The 19479-nt window shown below is 54.9% G+C and carries 18 protein-coding genes; 11 read left to right on the forward strand and 7 right to left on the reverse strand.

Annotated elements, in window-relative coordinates:
* Window positions 1-2: 2 nt before the first annotated feature.
* Complete coding sequence (locus tag Pla144_RS02260; protein WP_146447690.1) at window positions 3-1067, reverse strand: DUF1559 family PulG-like putative transporter; 1065 nt, start codon at window positions 1065-1067, stop codon at window positions 3-5.
* Window positions 1068-1463: 396 nt separating this feature from the next.
* Here Pla144_RS02260 and Pla144_RS02265 point away from each other — a divergent pair, with 396 nt between their 5' ends.
* The 3 genes from Pla144_RS02265 to Pla144_RS02275 all read left to right on the forward strand — a co-directional run bounded on the left by Pla144_RS02265 (window position 1464) and on the right by Pla144_RS02275 (window position 5215).
* Window positions 1464-2372, forward strand: a complete 909-nt coding sequence (locus Pla144_RS02265) for a serine/threonine protein kinase (RefSeq protein WP_197530329.1) — start codon at window positions 1464-1466, stop codon at window positions 2370-2372.
* 97 nt (window positions 2373-2469) lie between these two features.
* Window positions 2470-3045 (forward strand): hypothetical protein, encoded by a 576-nt coding sequence (locus tag Pla144_RS02270; RefSeq protein WP_146447692.1) that lies wholly within the window; start codon window positions 2470-2472, stop codon window positions 3043-3045.
* A 673-nt stretch (window positions 3046-3718) separates the two neighbouring features.
* Window positions 3719-5215, forward strand: coding sequence for a DUF7453 family protein (locus tag Pla144_RS02275; protein ID WP_391580955.1), 1497 nt, complete (start codon window positions 3719-3721; stop codon window positions 5213-5215).
* 131 nt (window positions 5216-5346) lie between these two features.
* Here Pla144_RS02275 and Pla144_RS24410 read toward each other — a convergent pair whose 3' ends face one another.
* On the reverse strand, window positions 5347-5496 hold the full coding sequence (locus Pla144_RS24410; RefSeq protein ID WP_197530330.1) for a hypothetical protein: 150 nt from the start codon (window positions 5494-5496) through the stop codon (window positions 5347-5349).
* A 134-nt stretch (window positions 5497-5630) separates the two neighbouring features.
* Here Pla144_RS24410 and Pla144_RS02280 point away from each other — a divergent pair, with 134 nt between their 5' ends.
* Entirely contained in the window at window positions 5631-5867 is a 237-nt protein-coding gene (locus Pla144_RS02280; protein WP_146447694.1) for a small basic protein, read from the forward strand.
* Window positions 5868-5961: 94 nt separating this feature from the next.
* Here Pla144_RS02280 and ilvB read toward each other — a convergent pair whose 3' ends face one another.
* A complete protein-coding gene (gene ilvB / locus Pla144_RS02285; protein ID WP_231936126.1) occupies window positions 5962-7737 on the reverse strand; it encodes a biosynthetic-type acetolactate synthase large subunit in 1776 nt (591 codons plus the stop codon).
* A gap of 176 nt (window positions 7738-7913) precedes the next feature.
* On the opposite strand from ilvB, the gene Pla144_RS02290 reads away from it, so the two are divergent.
* Window positions 7914-8144: an AbrB/MazE/SpoVT family DNA-binding domain-containing protein gene (locus Pla144_RS02290; RefSeq protein WP_146447695.1), complete on the forward strand. Its 231-nt coding sequence runs from the start codon at window positions 7914-7916 to the stop codon at window positions 8142-8144.
* Window positions 8141-8554 (forward strand): PIN domain-containing protein, encoded by a 414-nt coding sequence (locus Pla144_RS02295; RefSeq protein WP_146447696.1) that lies wholly within the window; start codon window positions 8141-8143, stop codon window positions 8552-8554. Before Pla144_RS02290 ends, Pla144_RS02295 begins: the two co-directional genes overlap by 4 nt.
* 16 nt (window positions 8555-8570) lie before the next feature.
* Here Pla144_RS02295 and Pla144_RS02300 read toward each other — a convergent pair whose 3' ends face one another.
* Window positions 8571-8795 carry a hypothetical protein gene (locus tag Pla144_RS02300; RefSeq protein WP_146447697.1) on the reverse strand — a complete coding sequence of 75 codons (225 nt, stop codon included), beginning with the start codon at window positions 8793-8795 and terminating at the stop codon, window positions 8571-8573.
* Window positions 8796-8998: 203 nt separating this feature from the next.
* Between Pla144_RS02300 and Pla144_RS02305 the strand changes: the two genes are divergently transcribed.
* The 4 genes from Pla144_RS02305 to Pla144_RS02320 all read left to right on the forward strand — a co-directional run bounded on the left by Pla144_RS02305 (window position 8999) and on the right by Pla144_RS02320 (window position 15637).
* Entirely contained in the window at window positions 8999-9376 is a 378-nt protein-coding gene (locus tag Pla144_RS02305; protein ID WP_146447698.1) for a hypothetical protein, read from the forward strand.
* An 87-nt stretch (window positions 9377-9463) separates the two neighbouring features.
* Window positions 9464-12733, forward strand: coding sequence for a transcription-repair coupling factor (gene mfd, locus Pla144_RS02310; RefSeq protein WP_146447699.1), 3270 nt, complete (start codon window positions 9464-9466; stop codon window positions 12731-12733).
* Between the two features lie 84 nt (window positions 12734-12817).
* Window positions 12818-14089 carry a peptidylprolyl isomerase gene (locus tag Pla144_RS02315; RefSeq protein ID WP_146447700.1) on the forward strand — a complete coding sequence of 424 codons (1272 nt, stop codon included), beginning with the start codon at window positions 12818-12820 and terminating at the stop codon, window positions 14087-14089.
* 261 nt (window positions 14090-14350) lie between these two features.
* Window positions 14351-15637, forward strand: a complete 1287-nt coding sequence (locus tag Pla144_RS02320) for a citrate synthase (RefSeq protein ID WP_146447701.1) — start codon at window positions 14351-14353, stop codon at window positions 15635-15637.
* A 2-nt stretch (window positions 15638-15639) separates the two neighbouring features.
* Here Pla144_RS02320 and Pla144_RS02325 read toward each other — a convergent pair whose 3' ends face one another.
* The gene (locus Pla144_RS02325) at window positions 15640-16716 is read right to left on the reverse strand and encodes a DUF1570 domain-containing protein (RefSeq protein ID WP_146447702.1); all 1077 of its coding nucleotides are present in this window, start codon (window positions 16714-16716) and stop codon (window positions 15640-15642) included.
* A 142-nt stretch (window positions 16717-16858) separates the two neighbouring features.
* Between Pla144_RS02325 and Pla144_RS02330 the strand changes: the two genes are divergently transcribed.
* A complete protein-coding gene (locus Pla144_RS02330; protein WP_146447703.1) occupies window positions 16859-17995 on the forward strand; it encodes a hypothetical protein in 1137 nt (378 codons plus the stop codon).
* Window positions 17996-18012: 17 nt separating this feature from the next.
* Here the strand turns inward: Pla144_RS02330 and Pla144_RS02335 are convergent, their stop codons facing one another.
* Together Pla144_RS02335 and Pla144_RS02340 are read right to left on the reverse strand one after the other, a co-directional pair.
* Window positions 18013-18579 carry a hypothetical protein gene (locus Pla144_RS02335; protein ID WP_146447704.1) on the reverse strand — a complete coding sequence of 189 codons (567 nt, stop codon included), beginning with the start codon at window positions 18577-18579 and terminating at the stop codon, window positions 18013-18015.
* Window positions 18580-18591: 12 nt separating this feature from the next.
* Window positions 18592-19467, reverse strand: a complete 876-nt coding sequence (locus tag Pla144_RS02340; protein WP_146447705.1) for a methylene-tetrahydromethanopterin dehydrogenase N-terminal domain-containing protein — start codon at window positions 19465-19467, stop codon at window positions 18592-18594.
* Window positions 19468-19479 lie beyond the last annotated feature (12 nt).

The raw sequence follows: 19479 nt of genomic DNA on the forward strand, positions 1-19479 counted from the left end.
GCTCAATAGTCAGAGTCTTTGAGCGGTGGATTCATGAAATTGCGCATTATCTGAGATTCGTCATTCGCATTGTAGTCCAAAGCATCTGCCTTAGCCCCGTTAGGTGTCATTAGCTGTTGATAGACACGGTACTCGACGCCCTGGCTGATAGCCTTGGCAGCGCCGCCGGCAAAGGCAACGTTGAATACCTCAGGATGGGCGCTTGCGGGTCGGGCGTAGCCCGGTCCATATTGATTGAGGTCACCATAGAAGAGGGGAGAATTCGGATCACGGTTGAACCCGGCCTGGATCGTAGGACTAAGTGGATTGCTGCTGTCATAAACCCAAACCATGCCATAACGCTGTTCATCGTTCGCATCACTGATATTTAGGGGAGCCATTAAACCAAGCCAAGTATTTGGAGCCCCGTATCCGACTGCCTCCTCGTCTTTATGGATGTTTTCAGAGAGCAATAAGGTTGTTCCAGCGCCGTCTTTGATGTCAACGCCATAGCGCACAGTAGGACCTTTGCGCCCCGGACGCAAGTCGTGCATGATGCCATTCTCTTTTACGTCACTTGCATAAGGCCGTGCACTGATATCAAGGTTAGGATCGTTGTCAAAATACCCAGTGTTGCCTACATATGTTAGACGAGGCAATTCTCGATTAGTGCCTGCATCACTCGGACAGAGAAAAATGTCCAATCGAGGAGGGTTTAGAATAACTGCATTCGTCGTTTGCAGTTGATCCCACAAACCTTGTTGATCAAGCCGAGGCAAAATTTTAGCTGCCCAAGAAATTGCGATATCTGGTTTGTTCGAAATGCCAGAATATGTTGGGCCACCTGATGTCGGATCGAGCTTCTGCACTTGCACCCACCCCGGGAAGGCACCTTTGCCTTCAGTAGCGAAGCTCACCAATCCGGTACTCAATTCCTTAAGATTATTGAGGCACTGCCCTTGTCGAGCACGTTCCCGTGCTGCGTTGACTGCGGGGAGCAGCAGGCCGACAAGGGTGCCGATGATGGCAATGACGATCAAGAGTTCCACTAACGTGAAACCACGACGAATTGGAGTAGTTGCTTTCATGACAAGGCTCTCCTCGAAAAGAGTAAGTTCCGCTTCTTCTGTTCCTGGGGGCGGGTCGCCCCGCACTCAAATTATCACCCAAATCGAGTGAAAATGCCAGTCTTGGAGGGGAGAGTGGTCGGAAGAATCGCAGAAAAGAGGTCTAGAATTGTCATCCCGAGGGGAGTTCCACGACCTGAGGGATCTGGTTTGCAGCACATACAACGGTCATTTTCCCTAGAATGGACTTACCTAGATTCCTCAGTCGCAAGACTCCTTCGGAATGACAGTTGGCGGACTTTCATGTTCTGGCCACCAAGTGTTTCTTGTCCAAAGTGGGTTGTGCATTTAGATTGGAAGGGTGGCGACTGTGTCGTTTTATCTCAACTCGTTCCCTCTCCCCCTGCCGAGACATTCATGGGCATCAGTTCTTTTTTTAAGTCGATCCTCGACGGGGGCAAGGTCGACATTTCTAAGCGGTATGAGATCCTGCGCGATGCGGTCTCCGGCACGATGTCCGATTTTCACATGGCTCGCGACCGCGAGACCGATCAGATCGTTGGCCTGAAAATTCTTGATAAAGAGAAGACCGAGCAATTGGAAATGCGGTTTCGCGGGCTCGACAAGCCTTCGGAAGGAGAGATCGCAACTTCGTTTGATCACCCCCGGATCGTCAGGACGCTGGGCTACGGCATGACCTCCAAGGGGCAGCGGTTTCTCGTGATGGAGTTTCTGGATGGGCCGGGGCTCAACTCATTGATTATCGGCAGGAGCAAACTGCTCGATGGCAATCGACTCACCCTGATGCGCCAGGCAGCTGAGGCCCTGCAAGTTGTACACGAAGCAGGCTACATCCATCGTGACGTTTGTCCGCGAAATTTCGTCTGCGCGAAGGATGCCAGTTCGCTAAAGTTGATCGACTTCGGACTCAGTGTGCCAGCTCGCAAAGAGTTTCAGCAGCCAGGGATCCGCACGGGGACACCGAACTACATGGCCCCCGAGGTGGTGCGGCGCAGGCCGACAGACCAGCGCTTGGACATTTTTGCGTTTGGCGTTTCGATGTATGAGATGTTTGCCTTCGAGCTTCCGTGGCAGAAGAGTACTGGGGATGGCTTGGCGGCAATGGCCCACGGGCAATCGGTGCCAATCCCCTTAGAAAAACACTTTCCAGGACTTCATCCGGACATCGCCAAAGCGATCAATCACTGCCTAGAGGCTGATCCTGAAAAACGCATGCAATCGATGAAGAACTTCTTGTCGAGTATTTCTCACATCAATAATGCATGGCTCGTCGACCCTAAGAAAAACATGGGGCAGGGGATATGACAGGGTTAATATCAGAGGGAACTTTTTCTCCCACCTCCCGCTTTCCCTATTTTTTGTATTCACTTAAACAGACTTTTTACGTAAAGGAGTCTCACTGATGGCGGGGCGAATCATATTGGCGGCGTTGTTTTCCGCGATTGCCATGTTCTTCTGGGGGTTTGTGTATTGGGGCCTCTCGGGTGCTACAGAACAGGTGCTCGGTCCACTTCCCGAATCGGCTCAAGGCGATATTGCCGCCGTCCTGCGACGGGACAAGGTGCCCTCGGGGATGTACGTCTACCCGATGCCGGCTAATCCTAACAATGCCGACGAGGTGGAAGCGGCGGAAGAGTTGCATCTGGCCGGTCCTCGTTTTCTCCTTGCACATCGGCTGGAAGGAAGCGAGATGATGGCTCCTTCGGTGATGGCTGCCGGCATTGGCCACATGTTCGTGATCGCCCTGGTGGCGGCAATCTTGACTGCCTGTGCTCTGCCTGTACTCGACACTTTCGGCAAGAGGTTTGGATTTGTCGCCCTCGCGGCTCTGCTGGGCGTGCTGTGGTCGAACCCCGGTGATATGATCTGGTGGCTGCATTCCCCCGCCTTTTGCGTGGGGAAAATGATCTATGGCGGGGTAGGGGGCCTATTGATGGCCGCTTTTATTGCAGGCATTGTGCGACGGCCGGTGGAGTAAGGGGGGCCGTGTTGTAGGCTTCCAGTCCTGCGTGCCTAGCATTCTTCTCTACAGAAGAAGTATGTGGGCTGTGAGTATCTCACCGAACTCTGCCCGCCCTGGAAATTCTTAATCAGTTGGCCAAAGTCGCAACCGCTCCAAAAAGTGAACGGTACGTTGTGAGTGTAAACGCCCAAGCCATGGGTGCTAATCTGAACATGACTAGTAGTTGCATTATTGAGTTTTTGCAGGAATTGCTGAACGCTAGAATTAACACGGACACTTACGTGGTAAGCGAGCACTAGTTTTGTGGTCCGCTCAATCCCGATGAACTTCCAGCTATCCTCAATGTCTGGAGTTCGGCCGAGTGCAACGCGATTGTGTTCATTCATCCCGACGAAACTCCAAATCTCTTCACCGGCAAGGGATTTCTGGCCCAATTCCTAAGGAATTTGACATCATTTCTTTGGGGGGGCAAGAAAGCCGTTGCTCCGCCGCGCATCTCAGCTAAACTCAGGGCATGCCTTTTAGGAGTGTGGCCGGGCCTTGTACGGCTATACGAAGAACGAATTTTGCGAAACTGCCGACCCGCGATTTAGATTCGGGTTCTCTCAATTTTGCTCGACTCTTGTCGCTCGGCGGATCATGCCGCGCACGATGAGGTACTCGTTTCTGTGAGAAGGGTTTCGTGAAAATGCAAATTTGCTTGTCCGTGGGAATGTCGGTCTCTCTTGCCGTAGCGTCGGCTGTCGCCTTCCCAGTTCAGGATACACGGACCAAGATCATTGCACTCAGCGGCAACGCGGCACCTGGAGGCGGGACGTACCGCTCGATGACTATCGAGCCGGTCATGAACAATCAGGGGCAGGTCGCGTTTATCTCTAATCTGCAGGGGATTGGCTCAGGTTCGCCTAACGGCATGTTTCGTTGGGATGGGAACCAAACAGTCGCCATCGGCGGTCCCGGCGGGAGCCCTGCACTACAGTTTGTCGGCGTGCCGGCAATCAACGAGTCGGGCCAAGTCACATTCGCTGGCTCGACGTTTCCATCATCGTCATCGTATGTGTTCCGCGGCGCAGGCGGCGCCCTTACTGAAATTGCTCGCACAGGTCAGACGGTTCCCGGCGGGGGCACCATTGCCTATCTGGCGATCGATCCGCAAATCAACGACTTGGGGGACGTTTCGCTGGGGTTGAGCTTCGATCCAACATCGGGCATCACGGGTGGACTGTATCGTGGTAGCGGGGGAACTCTCACGGAAATCGCCCGCTTGCAGCGGCCAGCTCCGACCGGCGGGAACTATAGCGAATTCAACTACGCATTCCCGATCAACATCGCCGGCCAAATAGCGTTCGCGGCGACGACGTCACTTCCCAATTCAGGTGCGATTTTTCGGGGCGACGGTGACTCAACGCTAAAGATCGTCCAGCAGGGTGATTTAGCACCCGATGGCGACGGCACATTCGGCGATATGGGTCACCAGCGCCCCACGCTCAACGACGTGGGTGAGGTGGCGTTCATCGGGCAGGTAAATCCCTTCAGTGGCTCGCAGTACAGCGGTGTGTTTCTCGGCTCGGGCGAAGCTGTGACCCAGCTCGTGCGTACTGGCCTGCCGACTCCGGGTGGTGATGCAATCTTCAATTCGTTTTCAAATGGGCCGGTCATCAATAATGCGGGCCAGACCACATTTGGCGCATCTCTATTCAAGCCCGAGAACCCGCTGGAAGTGCTTAGGGCTGTTTATCGCGCCGACAAATCCCAAGTCACGGAAGTGATGAGGGGAGGAGCAATCGCGTCGGATGGGAACGGGCGGTTTGTCGACTTTGGCAATCCGGAAATGAACGCAAAGGGGCAAGTCACCGTGATGGCCCAACTCCTCGATACGAGTGGCGGCAACGTCGACGACCAGGCGCTTTACTTCTACTCCGATGCATCGAGTTTGGTGCAGGTCGCGCGCAAAGGACAGCCGATGTTAGGGAGCACGATTGACTACCTCAACTTCACCGGAGGATTAAACCACGTGCCGTCGTTTGACGACGAAGCCATGGGGATGAACGACTTAGGTCAGGTGGCCTACGTGTTCCGCCTGGCAGATGGGCGAAGCGGAATAGCCGTATGGCAGCTTCCAGAGCCGTTGTCGGCGCTGTTGCTGGTGTGGGCGGGCGCGGCGTGGGCCTTAAAGATTAGATAGGGGCTCCAGCTACGGACCAGGTTTTCGAAAGGTATTGGGTATACTTAGCATTGTGAGGATGAATGCATAACTTGCAGGCTCCGGCACGGCGGTCGAAACCGCCACGATAGGCGCGCTGTCGAACTGACTTTTCAGGCAAGAATATCCCGGCCGTTGGAGTCGTTATCCCCATCGGCAACGGCAAGTTGGTTCAGGCCAGTAGCGCCTTGCCAGATGGCCAAATCTGTCGGATCGACGTTGCTATCATGGTCGAAGTCCGCTGAGATGAATGGCGTATTCACCTTGATAAGTCATGGCGAAATTATACCAATGTCCGGGGTGACCCTTGTCGGAACCCCCGGGGGGGGATTATATTGGGCGATTCGCTAGAGTCTGTCTGCCGTGCCAGTGAGCATGGTTGTTTGGGAGTTTCACGATGACAATCGACAAAAGTTTAAAAATCCGCCGCGGTGCCACCTCCAATCGCAGTGTGCTGACCCGCGTGGAGCGTCTGGAAAAGCTGAAGGAAACCGAGCGCTGGTCGGAGGGGGATTCCCCGCTAGGCCTGGCCAAGGTCCGCGTACGTAAGCTGACTCTGAAGAAGAAAAAGAAGAAGGAAAAAGACGACGAAGCGGATGCCCCTAAGGACGCCAAGGCGAAGGCGAAGAAGTAAGATTTGCCGTCCGGCGCGTAGGGCGGGTAACGTCCACCGATTTATTTCTATCTTTAACGCGATCCAAGATCTTCTTTCGTAGGCGATGCCCACTCTACGACTTGATGATATCCCGAACTGTGTGTCCGCCGGGTATCATCGGTAATACGTGCTCCTGGTAAGGGACTTCAACGTCGAGCACATAGGGTCCGTCATAGGCGATCATCTCTTTCAGGGCTGCCTCGTAGTCGGACTTTTCTTTCACATAAGCAGCGCCGCAACCGTAGCCTCTGGCAATTTGAACAAAGTCGGGATAGCGCTCCTTGGGGCCTAAGCCGTCTCCCTTGCCTGTGGCTTCGGGATTGTCGATAGGTCCGAGGAAGGTGTGGGCCCGATTGCCCTGCATGAAACGGTCTTCCCACTGCATCACCATGCCGAGATGTTGGTTATTGAGCAGGAGCACCTTTACAGGGAGTTTTTCACAGAAGCATGTGGCCAACTCCTGGATGTTCATCTGGAAGCTGCCATCGCCGTCGATGTCGAAGACCAGCTTCCCAGGATTGGCTGCCTGTGCACCCATTGCGGCGGGGAGGCCAAAGCCCATTGTTCCCAAGCCGCTACTGGAGAGCCAGCGGCGGGGCTTGTCAAATTTGTAAAACTGGGCAGACCACATCTGGTGCTGGCCCACGCCGACGGAAATGATCGGGTCCATGTCGCGAGTCATTTCCCACAGTTTTTGGATCGCCCATTGCTGAAGAATTCCAGGAAATTTAGCGTCGAACTTGAACGGATCTTCTCGCTTCCATTGGCTGCATTGATCGACCCACTCGGAAATCTCCGGTGCCTCGACAATCTTGTTCAACTCGCGGAGGGCAAACTTCACATCGCTGCAGACGGGGATATGGGCAGGCTTATTCTTGTTCAACTCCGAGGCATCGATGTCGACGTGGATGATTTTGCCATGCTTGCAGAACTCTTCCACCTTGCCGGTGACACGGTCGTCGAACCGGACGCCGAGGGCGATGAGCAGGTCAGCTTCGTCGACGGCATAATTGGAGTACACACTCCCATGCATACCGAGCATGTCGAGCGACAGATCGTCGGTTGAAGGGTAAACGCCCAGGCCCATCACTGTGGTGGTGATCGGTATGCCGGTTTTCTTAACCAGAGCGCGGAGTTCTTCGCTGGCTTCAGCCAGGACGATGCCACCCCCGGCGTAGATAATCGGGCGTTTGGCTAGTTTGATGGCGGCTGCTATTTGGCGAATCTGCTCAGGACGTGCATGGGGAGACTCGAATGAATAGCCCGGTAGAATCATGTCCGAATCGTAGTCGGGGACGCAACTATCTTGCTGAACGTTCTTCGGCACATCGACGAGCACCGGTCCAGGACGACCCGTAGTGGCGATCAGAAACGCCTCTTTCATAACACGGGCGATATCGTTGACGTCAGTTACCAGATAATGGTGCTTGGTGATGCCGCGACAAACTTCCACGATGGGAGTTTCCTGGAAGGCATCGGTGCCAATCGCTTTTGTCGGCACCTGACCTGTGATGGCAATCAGCGGGATACTGTCGAGCTTGGCATCGGCGATGGCGGTAACGAGGTTCGTGGCTCCAGGGCCGCTGGTGGCCATGCAGACACCGACCTTGCCAGTGCTACGAGCGATCCCCTGAGCGGCGAATCCACCTCCCTGTTCGTGACGGGGTAGAATTGTGCGGAGCTTATCGCTAAACCGAGTCAGCGCTTGATGCAGCGGCATACTCGCACCACCGGGATAGGCAAAGATTGTCTCCACCCCCAGATTTACCAGCGACTGGATCAGGATGTCTGCTCCGGTAATAAGCTCGCTCTTGGGAGGGGATTTTTTCTGTTTTTCAATCGTAGCCACACCAACACCTCAGTTTGAACTGGAACGTATACAGATGCCCCCGGGACGTCCGTCTGGCCGCAACCGGGAACCCTTTATCATAAAACGACTTGGGGCCGAAAACAAGGTTTTAAGAACGTCGATTTCTGCCTCCTTACCGAGCTTGACTTCTCAAGGTAAGACGGTATCTTACATATATGAAAACCACGCTTTCTACCAAAGGCCAGATTGTTCTGCCTGCCGAATTCCGCGAGCAGGATCAGATTGCACCTGGACAGCAGTTTGAAGTTGAACGGCTGCAGGCCGGTGAGTATTTACTTAGGAAGCTTGTAGTTGAAGGCGAGGGCAATGTTCTCGATTGGTTAAAGAGTTGCCCCGAGACCGATTGGTTCACTCCAATTGATTCGGAGTCGACAGATTCCTTGTGAAATATCTCGTCGATTCAAATGTTTTGAGCGAATCCACCAAACCCGACGCTCGCCCAGAGGTGGATCGTTGGCTGCTACACCATGATCGAGACTTAGTGGTCAATCCCATTATTCTAGGTGAGCTACAAATTGGCATCTTGCAACTTCCTGCGGGGCGACGCCGCAAACGTCTCACGGATTGGTTCGCGGCTGGGATCTCTCGCTTGGCAAGGGTAGATTTTGATGCTCAAACTGCCGGCCATTGGGCTCAACTGGTCGCCGAACTTCGGCGTAAAGGACGGGCGATGCCGATCAAAGATAGCTTGATCGCTGCCTCGGCTCTTCAATATGGTTTTACCGTGGCTACGAGAAATTTTGCAGACTATCGCTACGCGGGCGTGAAGCTGGTCAATCCTTTTTCGGAAGACTAAGCGAGAGCCCTTCTTATCATCCCCCCACGCGGCGGGGAATCGTGAACGAGTACAGCGTCACCACGGCCCCCGATGCCAACAGGCTCCAGGGAGCCCAATCGGGGGGCACAATCTCGTCGCGGTCGATGAGTCTCGTTTGGCCTTGGGGAGGTTTCTTCAGAACGGCTTTTTCCACCGCGAGGGCTTCAACGCCCAAGATACATGTGTATGCACCAAAGGCTAGAAAGAGTGATCGCCACATTGCAAGTAATCCTATGCAAGAGGGGGGAGGTAGGGCTGCCAGGAATTGCATTTAGATTTATCGTCGCAATCAGTGCGCTGCCTCTAGGCCGCTGACAGACCGTAGGGAGGTGACGGTTGTGAGGAGTATGAAGGGATAGAAGGAATCAGGCGAATTCTGTTTCCAGTGCCGTGTTTTCACCCGACATCTGCTAAACTGGTGGAATGTCTGTCGCCTCCAGATCGCCGTTTAGGATTCGCTATCGCACGATGGTGCTGCTGTTGGCGTTGATGGTGATTCTGTGGAGTGGCTTTTCTTATTGGTCGGAATACAGCGACAATGCCGCTCGAATCGCCCGGGAGCGGCTTGCTCCGCCGGTGGGTGTGCGTTGCCAGATCGTGTTTAGTGGAGAGGACCTGGGCATTGAGAGAATGCCACCTACCCCAGCAATGGTGAACGGCGCCACGAATTCTGTCACGGGCAAGATCGTCGACCAGAGCGAGCGGTGGATCGTCCTTGCCTCCGAGTCGACTGACGAAAGGTCCGCCACGAAGATCTGGATCCCGCGTGAGCGGGTGTTGTTGATTCGCGTGGACAACTGAGTTTTTCAGGGGTTCTTTGTCTCCCAATTCCCTCTGCTGCTCTTTCAGCTCTCCACTTGGCGGGATACAATTTCCCCCATCAATACGATGGAAACTGTCGCCCAGGCTGGAGTGGCGGCTGAGCTGCATCCACTAGCCGATCAACTTGAGCAGCATCGAGGTTTCGCTGAAGTACTTGCAAGCCTATCCGCTGGACACGGCGGTACGCTCGGCGGAGTCTGGGGGTCGTCGTGCGCGCTCGTGGCCGCGGCGATTGAGCGACAATCTCCCCAATCTCTCGTCGTGGTGTTGCCACACACTCGAGACATCGATTCCTTCTGCGATGATGTAGCTCTCTTTACTTCTGCGCGGGTCGAACAGCTTCCGGCCTGGGAGACCGATGCCGGTGAGCGAGTGCTCAATGACGACATCTACGGTGGTCGCCTGCGAATCCTGAAATCGCTCATTTCGCAAAAAGATAATAGCCTCGATCCGACAGATCGCCGGCCTCGGATCATTGTCACCGCGATTCAGAGCCTGATGCAGCCTGTGCCGAGTGAGGCAGCGATAGCTGCGGCGACGCGGCAACTCGCCGTGGGGGATACAGTCGACACGGCGGAGCTCACTCGCTGGCTCGCGGCCGAAGGGTGCGCAAGTACGTCGGCGGTGGAAATGCCTGGTGAGTTTTCCTTGCGAGGGGGAATTCTCGATCTGTTTCCTCCCGATGCTGAGCATCCGATTCGACTGGAACTGTTCGGCGATGAAGTGGAATCGCTCCGTACTTTTGATGTGGCGAACCAGCGGAGTTTGAGTTCACTCGACACGGTAGATGTGACGGTACTTCAGCCGACTAATACCAACCGGACGCATTTCACCGGCTATCTGCCGGCTCAGAGTTGGTTCATGTTGGTCGAACCAAGCGAGTTGCAGGAGGAAGGGCGGTTTTATCACGAACGGCTCGAGCGACCGGAGGACTTTTTCTCGGTCTCGCTGACACTTAGTGAGATCAACAAGTTTCCCTCGGTCACTGCGTCTGGGGTGCCGGTCGGCTCTTACGAGACAACCGCTCACATGCAGTTTGAGTCCATCGAGCGATTCAGCGGCGACGTGCATCGCGTGCGTGAAGAATTGGACGCTGTCGCCACCGATCATCGCGTGATTCTGGTGACAGAAACAGATGCCGAGGTGGAGCGGCTCTCGGAACTTTTTGCCGAGACAAGGCTCATGCAAGATGGGAAGCTGCGATTCGTGCCGGGACGTCTGGCGCGAGGGTTTCGATTCGTTGCCGAGCAGGTAGTGCTCATTAGCGCGAGCGAACTTTTCCACCGCGAAGAGATTGCGAGGCCGGCCCAACGGCAGACTGGGCGGGCGATTGATAGTTTCTTGCAACTTCGCGAAGGAGATCTGGTCGTCCATTTATCGCACGGCATCGGGCGCTATCGGGGACTCAAGCTGCTCGAGAAGGAGGCGGGTGCTGAGGAACATCTCGAAGTCGAATTCCATGGTGGCACGAAGATTTATGTCCCCACGAGTCGCATCGAACTGGTACAGAAATACGTGGGGGGGCGGCAGGCCAAACCAAGGCTGGCTACCATTGGGGGGCGTTCCTGGATCCGGCAGAAGCAGGCCGCCGAGAAGGCTGTCACTGACTTCGCGAGCGAGATGCTGGAACTCGAAGCGGCCCGCAATGGTCGCCCGGGAATTGTCTTCCCTACGGACACGGTTTGGCAACGAGAATTCGACACGGCGTTCCCCTATCAGGAAACGCCAGACCAATTGAGTGCCATCGCCGCGATCAAGTCCGATATGCAAATAGCCAAACCGATGGACCGCTTGTTGTGTGGCGACGTTGGGTTCGGTAAGACCGAGATGGCCATGCGGGCTGCCTTCAAGGCAATTGACGCTGGCTATCAAGTTGCCGTCTTGGTGCCGACGACGGTGCTGGCCGAGCAGCATTGCCGCACATTTCGGCAGCGGATGGCGGAGTATCCGTTTGAAATCGCGTCGCTTTCTCGTTTCTGCACTGCAAAACAGTCGAGGGAAATCCTCGCTCGGACTGCCAACGGGAGCATCGATCTGTTGATCGGCACCCATCGCCTAGTTTCGCCCGATGTGCAGTTTCAGAACCTGGGTCTGGTGATTATCGACGAAGAACAGCGGTTTGGCGTGACGGTGAAAGAACGCCTGAAAGCTCTGAGGGCGAGCGTCGATGTGCTGACGATGACGGCTACTCCGATCCCGCGCACTTTGCACATGTCGCTCTTGGGAGCGCGAAGCATCTCGAATCTAGAAACGGCTCCCAAGGATCGTCTGGCAGTGGAGACTCGCATCGCTCGGTTTGATGAAAGTCTTATTCGCCACGCGATCCTGCGGGAGCTAAATCGCGGCGGACAGGTGTTTTTCGTCCACAATCGAGTCCACGACATTCAGAATGTGGCCAGGAAGTTGCAAGAAATTGTCCCCGAGGCATCGATTGGCATTGGGCATGGCCAGATGACCGAACATGAACTGGAAGATGCCATGCTCGGTTTTGTGAGCGGACAATACGACATCCTGCTTGCTACCACGATCATCGAGAGTGGCCTGGATATCCCCAATTCCAACACGATATTTATCGACGATGCCGACCGCTATGGGTTGGCTGATTTGCATCAACTCCGCGGTCGAGTAGGTCGCTACAAGCATCGGGCCTACTGCTATTTGTTAGTCGATGAGAATCGTCACCTTTCGCCGGAGGCCGCCCGACGATTGCGGGCGATCGAGGAATTCAGCCAAATGGGTGCCGGTTTCGCCCTGGCGATGCGCGACCTGGAAATTCGAGGGGCGGGAAACCTATTGGGAACCCAACAGAGCGGCCACATCGCCACCGTGGGGTATGAGCTTTACTGTGCCCTGTTGGAAAAGGCGGTCCGCGAGCTCAAGCAGCTTCCGCCTCGCGACTCGGTTGATGTGATCGTTGATCTGCCAATCGCGGCGTATTTTCCGCGGCAGTATGTTCCCGACATGCGGACCAAGATCGATCTCTATCGCCGCTTGAGCCGAGTGACACAGGAAACCGAGGTCGCGGAGTTTCGTGCGGAGCTTGTCGACCGGTTTGGTGCATTGCCAGCCCCGGTCGAGCAGCTAGTGCAGCTAGCACGGCTGCGGATTTGGGCCCACCAATGGCAGGTGGGATCGATCCATCTGGAAAATCCCTATCTGGTGTTGGGATACCGTGATAGCCGTCAACTAGGGCTATTGATTGCCCGTAGTGGCGAGCAACTACGTCGAGCGGATGACCAAAGTGCCTATCTTCCCCTGGGAAACCACGTTGAAGACCCCGCCTGGATCATGGCAGAGCTGGAATCGCTCTTGCGGCGTAGTGAATCAGATCACTAGAATCCCGCCGCTTATCTTAATCTCCAGGCAGAATTCGCAGTTTCGATTTTCCAGACTTAGGTGGCCCGAGTGCAAAAAACCGGCATGAGAATACGCCTCTGTGGTTGGCTCACGATAGTCGGTGCGCTGATGTGTGCCATGATTGAGTGCGCAGTGGGGCAGCCAGCCTTTGGTCCCCCTCCTGTGCCCCAGGGTTCTCCTTCAGCAGTGCGGGGGATTTACGATCCGAGTCAAACCAATGGATCGCCTGCGCAAGTCGTTGCTCCCCCTCAAATGCAAACCCAGCCAGCTAAGACGCAGGCAGTGACGAACGGCAAGCCAGCCGATCTGGCAACCGCCAAGCCCTTGGAAGGGGGACAGATTGTCGCCCGGATTGATGGACAAGTGGTGTTGGCTAGCGACGTGTTGTGGGTTGTGAACATGATCCTCGAGTCGAATGGTGACCGCATACCACCGGAACAACGCGAAGCAGCTGCGATGGCTATCATGCGACAACAGGTGATCGGGCTGATCGATACGAAAGTGTTGTATGCCGACTTCAGGCGGAAGGTGCCTGCGGAGAATCTTCCCAAGGTGGAAGAGAATCTCAATGAACCGTTCGATGAAATGGAAATTCCTCGACTGATCCAAATGCTGGAAGTTGCCGATCGCCGCGAATTGGAAGAAGTCTTGCACCAGCGCGGGACATCGCTCACAGACCTGCGGCGAGCATTTTATGAGCGTACCATAGCCGGTGAGTGGCTGCGGCAATTGGCCCCGAAACCCAAGCCAGTGACACATGAACAGATGCTTGCCTACTATCAAGCACACGAAGCCGAGTACGACTATCCGTCTCAGGCCACCTGGGAAGAACTGATGATTCGCTTTGACGAAGTCGGCAATGACCGTGCCGTCGCCTGGCGGACGATCACCGAAATGGGGAACGAAGTCTGGCAGAGAGTCCTACAAAATCCCCAGGTTCGCGGACCGGTGATGACCGAGATCGCCAAAGCAAAATCCCACGGCTTCACGGCAGCGCAAGGAGGTGCACACGAGTGGACGACCAAAGGAGCGCTCCGCTGTGCAGAAATCAATGAGGCCCTCTTTTCACTCGAAGTGGGTCAACTTAGCGACGTGATCGAGAGTGAGCTTGGTTTTCACATCATCCGCGTTCTGGAACGCAAAGAGGCGGGTCGCAAGCCGTTTACCGAGGCCCAAGTCGAGATTCGTGAGATCCTCGAAGTCGAGGAAAAGAAAGACCTCGTAGGTGTCGAAATGGAAAAGCTTCGCAATAAGAGCCGCATTTGGACGATTTTCGATGGTGATTTTCGCGGCTCAGAACTTGACCAACTAAAGGGCAGAACGGCCCAGCGCTAAGGCCTCTTGCCTTGCCTGATCGGCAAATCTTCTCGGTGTTTAGGGGAGCTTCTGCAGATAGTCTGCGCCTTTTCTGGAGTACTCTTGGGCCCTCCGGATACCGACTCGGCTGGCTCACCGATTGATCGAGAGACGAGTCACATGTAAACTCATACTGCGGTCAATTGAGTCAATTTTGGCCTCTAGCCCCCGCAAAGCAACCGTTATCCCGCTCCTCGGGGAGATGGCCCGTGAGTTATGAGAGAGTTAAAGGAATCGACGATGTCTGAAGTTGCAAAATTAACTATCGGCGATTCTGAATTGGAGCTGCCGCTGGTCGTCGGCTCTGAGCATGAGACCGCCATCGATATCAGCCAACTTCGCTCGTCTACCGGTCTAATCACACTCGATGATGGCTATGTGAATACGGGCTCCACGAAGAGTTCCGTCACGTTCCTAGACGGAGAGAAGGGGATCCTCCGCTATCGTGGCTATCCTGTGGAGAAGCTAGCCGAGAGTTGCGATTTTATCGAAGTTGCTTATCTGCTGATTTACGGCGAGCTTCCTTCGGAAGACCAGTTGGCTCGATTTCGTCTGAAACTTCGGCGGCACACCATGCTGCACGAAGACATGCGGTTGTTCTACGACGGATTTCCTCGTGATGCCCATCCGATGGCCATCCTCAGTTCCGTCGTAGGAGCACTATCCACCTTCTACCAGGATTCGCTTGATCCACACGACAAGGCGCAAGTCGACGAATCAGTGCTGAGACTCTTGGCAAAACTGCCTACGATCGCTGCCTTTGCTTACAAGAAATCTATCGGACAGCCCTTTGTCTATCCCAGGAATGATCTGACTTATTGCGAGAATTTCCTGCAGATGATGTTCTCAGTTCCGACCGAACCTTATGAGATTGACCCCGATTTTGTCGAGGCTCTGAACTTGCTGTTGATCGTGCACGCCGATCATGAACAGAATTGCAGCACCTCAACGGTGCGGATGGTGGGGTCCTCGAACGCGAACTTGTTTGCTTCGATCTCTGCCGGCATCAGCGCCCTTTGGGGGCCATTGCACGGCGGAGCGAACGAAGCGTGTGTCGCGATGCTCGAACAGATTCGCAAAGACGGCGGCAACGTTAAGAAATATGTCGACATGGCCAAGGACAAGTCGAGCAGTTTCCGCCTCATGGGTTTCGGGCATCGGGTCTATAAGAACTTCGATCCCCGCGCAACAATTATCCGCGCTTCCTGCGAAAAGCTACTCAAGAAACGCAGTATCGATGATCCGATTTTCGATATCGCACAGCAGTTGCAAGAAGTCGCTCTCAACGACGAGTACTTTATTGAGCGAAAGTTATACCCCAACGTCGATTTCTACTCGGGAGTCATCTATCGCGCCATCGGCATTCCCGTGCAGATGTTCACGGTGCTCTTTGCCATCGGTCGACTGCCTGGATGGCTGGCCCACTGGCGGGAGATGCATGAAAGTCCCACAAAAAAAATCTGTCGACCTCGGCAGATCTACGTGGGGAGTACCGAGCGGGAATTTGTGCCGCTGGAGAAGCGTTGAAGCTATTTCAATTCTGCGACGAAGCGATTCAGATCAGCGTCTAGCTGGGTAAAGTCGCTGCCGAAGTAGCGAGCAAAATCTGCCATCCGCTGTCGCGCCGGGTACTTGCTGAATGCTTTCCTCGCACCAACACGTTCAAGGTATTCACAATACTGTTTGGGGCGGGTTTCACACAGGTAGAACGATAGAGCCCAAGCCTCGGCGTAAGCCGCTACTGCGGAAGTGCGAAACAAGCTGTCCGACGAAATCAGTTTGGGCAACATGTCTGCCGGGCGATTTGCCAGGAAGTAACGAAAATCGTCGAGCCGACCGTAGTTGATGCGGTCTCTCTGGGTATGTGTGGCCCGGGGGTCCCACAGTGCTTTTGCCTCGAACATCATCGCCAAGCCTTCGACTAACCAACGCGGCTGATCGGCAAAACGTCGATGTATCCCCACATTGCTGGCCGTTTGGTGGGTCGCCTCGTGGATGATCGTGTCGATGCTCGCAGTCCAATCTTGATCGGATTCCAATCCGGCGTCGAAAAGAAAAATGCGATTCGAAGAGGGGTCGTAGTGTCCCAATGTACCTGGTTGGAGCGGTGTCCCCCCCTTGGCGGCGTGATTGTAGTAGTCGGTCTTGTTGCGAAACACGATCGCCACCAGCGGCACCTGGGGATCGGACAAATCAAAACCCCGCACTGCCATATAGTGCGTGAATGAACGATAAAACGATTCCATACGCTCGGCCCACACGCTCCAAACCCCTTTGGGATGGGCCACGACAAAGTGCTGGGAATGACTCACATCGAACGACGAGTCGAATTCTTCGCGGAGTCGGTTCCGCATTTCCATGATCGAGTAGCCTCGAAAGACCGTGCCTGTTTTCTTAGACTTCTCGGCATACTTGGGAGGAAAAGTGTAAAGCTGTCCGTCCCGGCCCAAGAGGAGCATCTCGTCTTGGGTCCAAGTAAGCGGCTGTCCCTCCAGTTCCTGATTTCCGACGTGGGTGAGCATCATGAAGGGTGCCGGGCTTTGGGCATGAAGTCCAATGGAAAACAGGCACAGGGTAATGCCTAGGATCAAAGAGAAGTGTTTCATGAGAAAAGTCCATTACCAAGAACGAAAAGACTACCGAAAAAGTCTAGCTCGTATTCCATAGGCGTGATGCGTTAAAGGCCGGCTATTCGTTACAATAGAAACTCACTGAATCATCCGCGATTCGTCCTAGCGAGAATATCTGATGCGAACGTTCTTTCAGACTCCCTGGTTTACCTTCTTGGTTCTCGTAGGGATTGCTTACCCTCGGGATTTCGTAGCGGCACAACGAACCTCCGAAGTGGAGACCAAGGTCAATGAATACCGGCCAATCACGGAACCTACTAAACTCACGCTCATTACGGCAGGCACGGATCTCGATGCCGTGCTTGCCGATATCCAAGCACAGACTGGTAACAAACTCGTCGATTTTCGTGAGCGATTCGGTCAAGATGTCTCGCAGTCACTTTGGAACTTTAGTATTAGTGACCGTGATTTTTGGCCGGTTTTAGACAAGTTTCTCGATGCGGCGGATTTGGGATTGTACGCAGCTTCGGGGGAAGATGCCCTTGCCGTTGTCAATCGTACTCCTGATTCTTTGTTACGTTTCGGTCGAGCTTGTTACTCAGGCCCATTTCGGATCGAAGCTACAAACATTACTGCGCGAAAGGGATTGCGGAATCCAAGAGAAAGTTCAGCGCAACTCGAATTGGAAGTTGCTTGGGAGCCTCGACTTAACCCCATATCTTTTTCACTTGCCAAGGATACGCTTGAAATCACTGCCGACGATCAGACGATGCTTACCGTCGAAAAAGGGGTTCCAGTGATTGGTGCCGAGGTCTTGTATGGCACCCATACCGCCGAAATGGTCGTGCCACTCCAGCTTCCTCCCCGACAGATTCGTTCTCTCATGTACTTGAAGGGTCAACTTATTGCTTTGGTTCCCGCAGGAAAGACGGAATTCCGATTCACCGATCTTCCGGTCGCCGCAGATGTTGAACAGATTTGGGGCGGAGTAAAGGTTGTACTTGTCGATGTCATTCGAAAGCAATCGCTCTGGGAACTCCGTATGCGGCTGGAAGTGGTAGGCAAGGTACAGGCCCTGCAGAAATATCGCGGCTGGGCATTTCAGAATCGGACCTACCTGGAAAACCCGGAGGGAGAAGTAGTTGACCATGCTGGTTTCGAAACAATTGGTCAATCAGAGGGCTTTTTAAGTCTGGCCTATTTCTTCGATCTTCCGGTGGAAAGTCTCCAAGGATACACCTGGGTCTACCACACTCCCGCTGACATTACTGAACTGCCAGTGGAAATTGAGTTGAAAGACCTTCCGCTGCCGTAACGGGAGTCGTGTTAACCCTAGTTGGGACCACGGAACATACCGCCGAGTTCTACGACAGGTTTCCCCTCGGTTTGCATCTCGTCGATCCAGCTGCGAATCGCCAGCGGGTCGTTGGGGTCCATGGCGAGCATGTGCTCGACCACCTCGAGTGCCATGGACGTTTTTTGCAGATGGTGTAAACACCAGGCGAGGCCGCGGCCGCAATCGAAGAAGACGCGGTTGGCTGGGTGAAGGGCGGCTACGGGGGTGGGTTTGCCGGCACGGCGCCAGGCTTGCAGGCCCAATTGATAGCCCGCGCCGAAGTGGCCACGGCCCAGGTCAACATCGTTGTTCACTTCGACGGCCAGTTTGCCGAGCAGAAAATGGGCAGCGAGCATTTCACTACACATGCCCAAGAGCCAGCGGAGTTCGTCCGTGGCTATGTCGGTTTCGCCTGCCTCGATCATCTCACGAACTTCTTCGAGGTCTTCGGCACATTCACGCACCTCTGCTGGGTGCGCAAAAACCCAGGCATTGCCCCCCTGCGACCGGACGAGTGAAAGCCTGTTCTTGGAAGAGGAGCGACGCTGCGGGTGTTTGGCCACGTGCTAACCGCCCTATTTTGCGTCGGCCAAGAGCTTGCCGAGGTTGTAGATTTCGTCGGCATCGAGGATCCGATCGTTCGACTCGAACAATTGACGGATCGCTGCCTTGTGGATCTTCATCTTGAGTCCCCCGACGGCCAGAGCCCCATAGCAGATGCGACCCTCTTTGTTGACGGCCTTATCGGTGGGAGCAATCCCCGTGATGCCCGCCGGCGGGACGGCATTGAGATCGAGCGCCACTTGCAGTGTTTTGGCGTTTTTTAAGTCAGCCGAGTCGAGCAGATTCACTCCTGCCGCACCTGTTGCGATCACCAAATGAGCAGCATCCAAGAGGTCGCCCTTATCGGTGTCGGTTGTACTGCGTGGAGTGACGCGGGCCCCAGGGACGGCGGCAGTTATGCGATGGCAGACCGCTTCAGCGTGGGTCAAGCGGCGCGATGCAACACGGACATCAGCCCCCTCGCGGGCAAGCATTCGCACAACTCGCTGACCGACCGAACCGGTAGCGCCCAGCACGAGGGCAATCGTTTCGGGGCCGAGAGGCAAGTGACGACTAGCGCACACCACGGCGGCTGCGGCAGTCGTATTGGCACCGTTCGAGTCCAGCATCACCGACACCCGCACTGGCCCGAAGAAGGCCTGTTTGGCGGCTTGCAAGAGTTGTTCGCCAGCCACCACATCGGAACCACCGATGATCGCTGCGGCATGATGGAGTTGATCGCCGCCGCGTGTGAACATGAGTCCGTGAATCAAGTTCTTCACGTCTGCGGGAGTGACTCCCCCATGGCGCAGTAGCTGCCCCGCCCCGGCGTCGAGCGCGACGACACTGTCGAACACGCTCGGCTGGGGATCGGTGTCCATGCAGAGCAGGATTTTTGCCAGAGCCATGGGGACTCCTAA

The organism is Bythopirellula polymerisocia (assembly GCF_007860015.1).
Classification (GTDB): Bacteria; Planctomycetota; Planctomycetia; order Pirellulales; family Lacipirellulaceae; genus Bythopirellula; species Bythopirellula polymerisocia.

What these genes read in the sequence shown, in the direction of transcription:
- Pla144_RS02330 (WP_146447703.1), top strand. Translation starts at nt 16,859, where the DNA reads ATGCGAACGTTCTTTCAGACTCCCTGGTTTACCTTCTTGGTTCTCGTA.
- Pla144_RS02300 (WP_146447697.1), bottom strand. Translation starts at nt 8,795, where the DNA reads ATGTGGCGATCACTCTTTCTAGCCTTTGGTGCATACACATGTATCTTG.
- mfd (WP_146447699.1), top strand. Translation starts at nt 9,464, where the DNA reads ATGGAAACTGTCGCCCAGGCTGGAGTGGCGGCTGAGCTGCATCCACTA.
- Pla144_RS02260 (WP_146447690.1), bottom strand. Translation starts at nt 1,067, where the DNA reads ATGAAAGCAACTACTCCAATTCGTCGTGGTTTCACGTTAGTGGAACTC.
- Pla144_RS02340 (WP_146447705.1), bottom strand. Translation starts at nt 19,467, where the DNA reads ATGGCTCTGGCAAAAATCCTGCTCTGCATGGACACCGATCCCCAGCCG.
- Pla144_RS02290 (WP_146447695.1), top strand. Translation starts at nt 7,914, where the DNA reads ATGAAAACCACGCTTTCTACCAAAGGCCAGATTGTTCTGCCTGCCGAA.
- Pla144_RS02320 (WP_146447701.1), top strand. Translation starts at nt 14,351, where the DNA reads ATGTCTGAAGTTGCAAAATTAACTATCGGCGATTCTGAATTGGAGCTG.
- Pla144_RS02315 (WP_146447700.1), top strand. Translation starts at nt 12,818, where the DNA reads ATGAGAATACGCCTCTGTGGTTGGCTCACGATAGTCGGTGCGCTGATG.
- Pla144_RS02325 (WP_146447702.1), bottom strand. Translation starts at nt 16,716, where the DNA reads ATGAAACACTTCTCTTTGATCCTAGGCATTACCCTGTGCCTGTTTTCC.
- Pla144_RS02305 (WP_146447698.1), top strand. Translation starts at nt 8,999, where the DNA reads ATGTCTGTCGCCTCCAGATCGCCGTTTAGGATTCGCTATCGCACGATG.
- Pla144_RS02275 (WP_391580955.1), top strand. Translation starts at nt 3,719, where the DNA reads ATGCAAATTTGCTTGTCCGTGGGAATGTCGGTCTCTCTTGCCGTAGCG.
- Pla144_RS02265 (WP_197530329.1), top strand. Translation starts at nt 1,464, where the DNA reads ATGGGCATCAGTTCTTTTTTTAAGTCGATCCTCGACGGGGGCAAGGTC.
- Pla144_RS02280 (WP_146447694.1), top strand. Translation starts at nt 5,631, where the DNA reads ATGACAATCGACAAAAGTTTAAAAATCCGCCGCGGTGCCACCTCCAAT.
- Pla144_RS02270 (WP_146447692.1), top strand. Translation starts at nt 2,470, where the DNA reads ATGGCGGGGCGAATCATATTGGCGGCGTTGTTTTCCGCGATTGCCATG.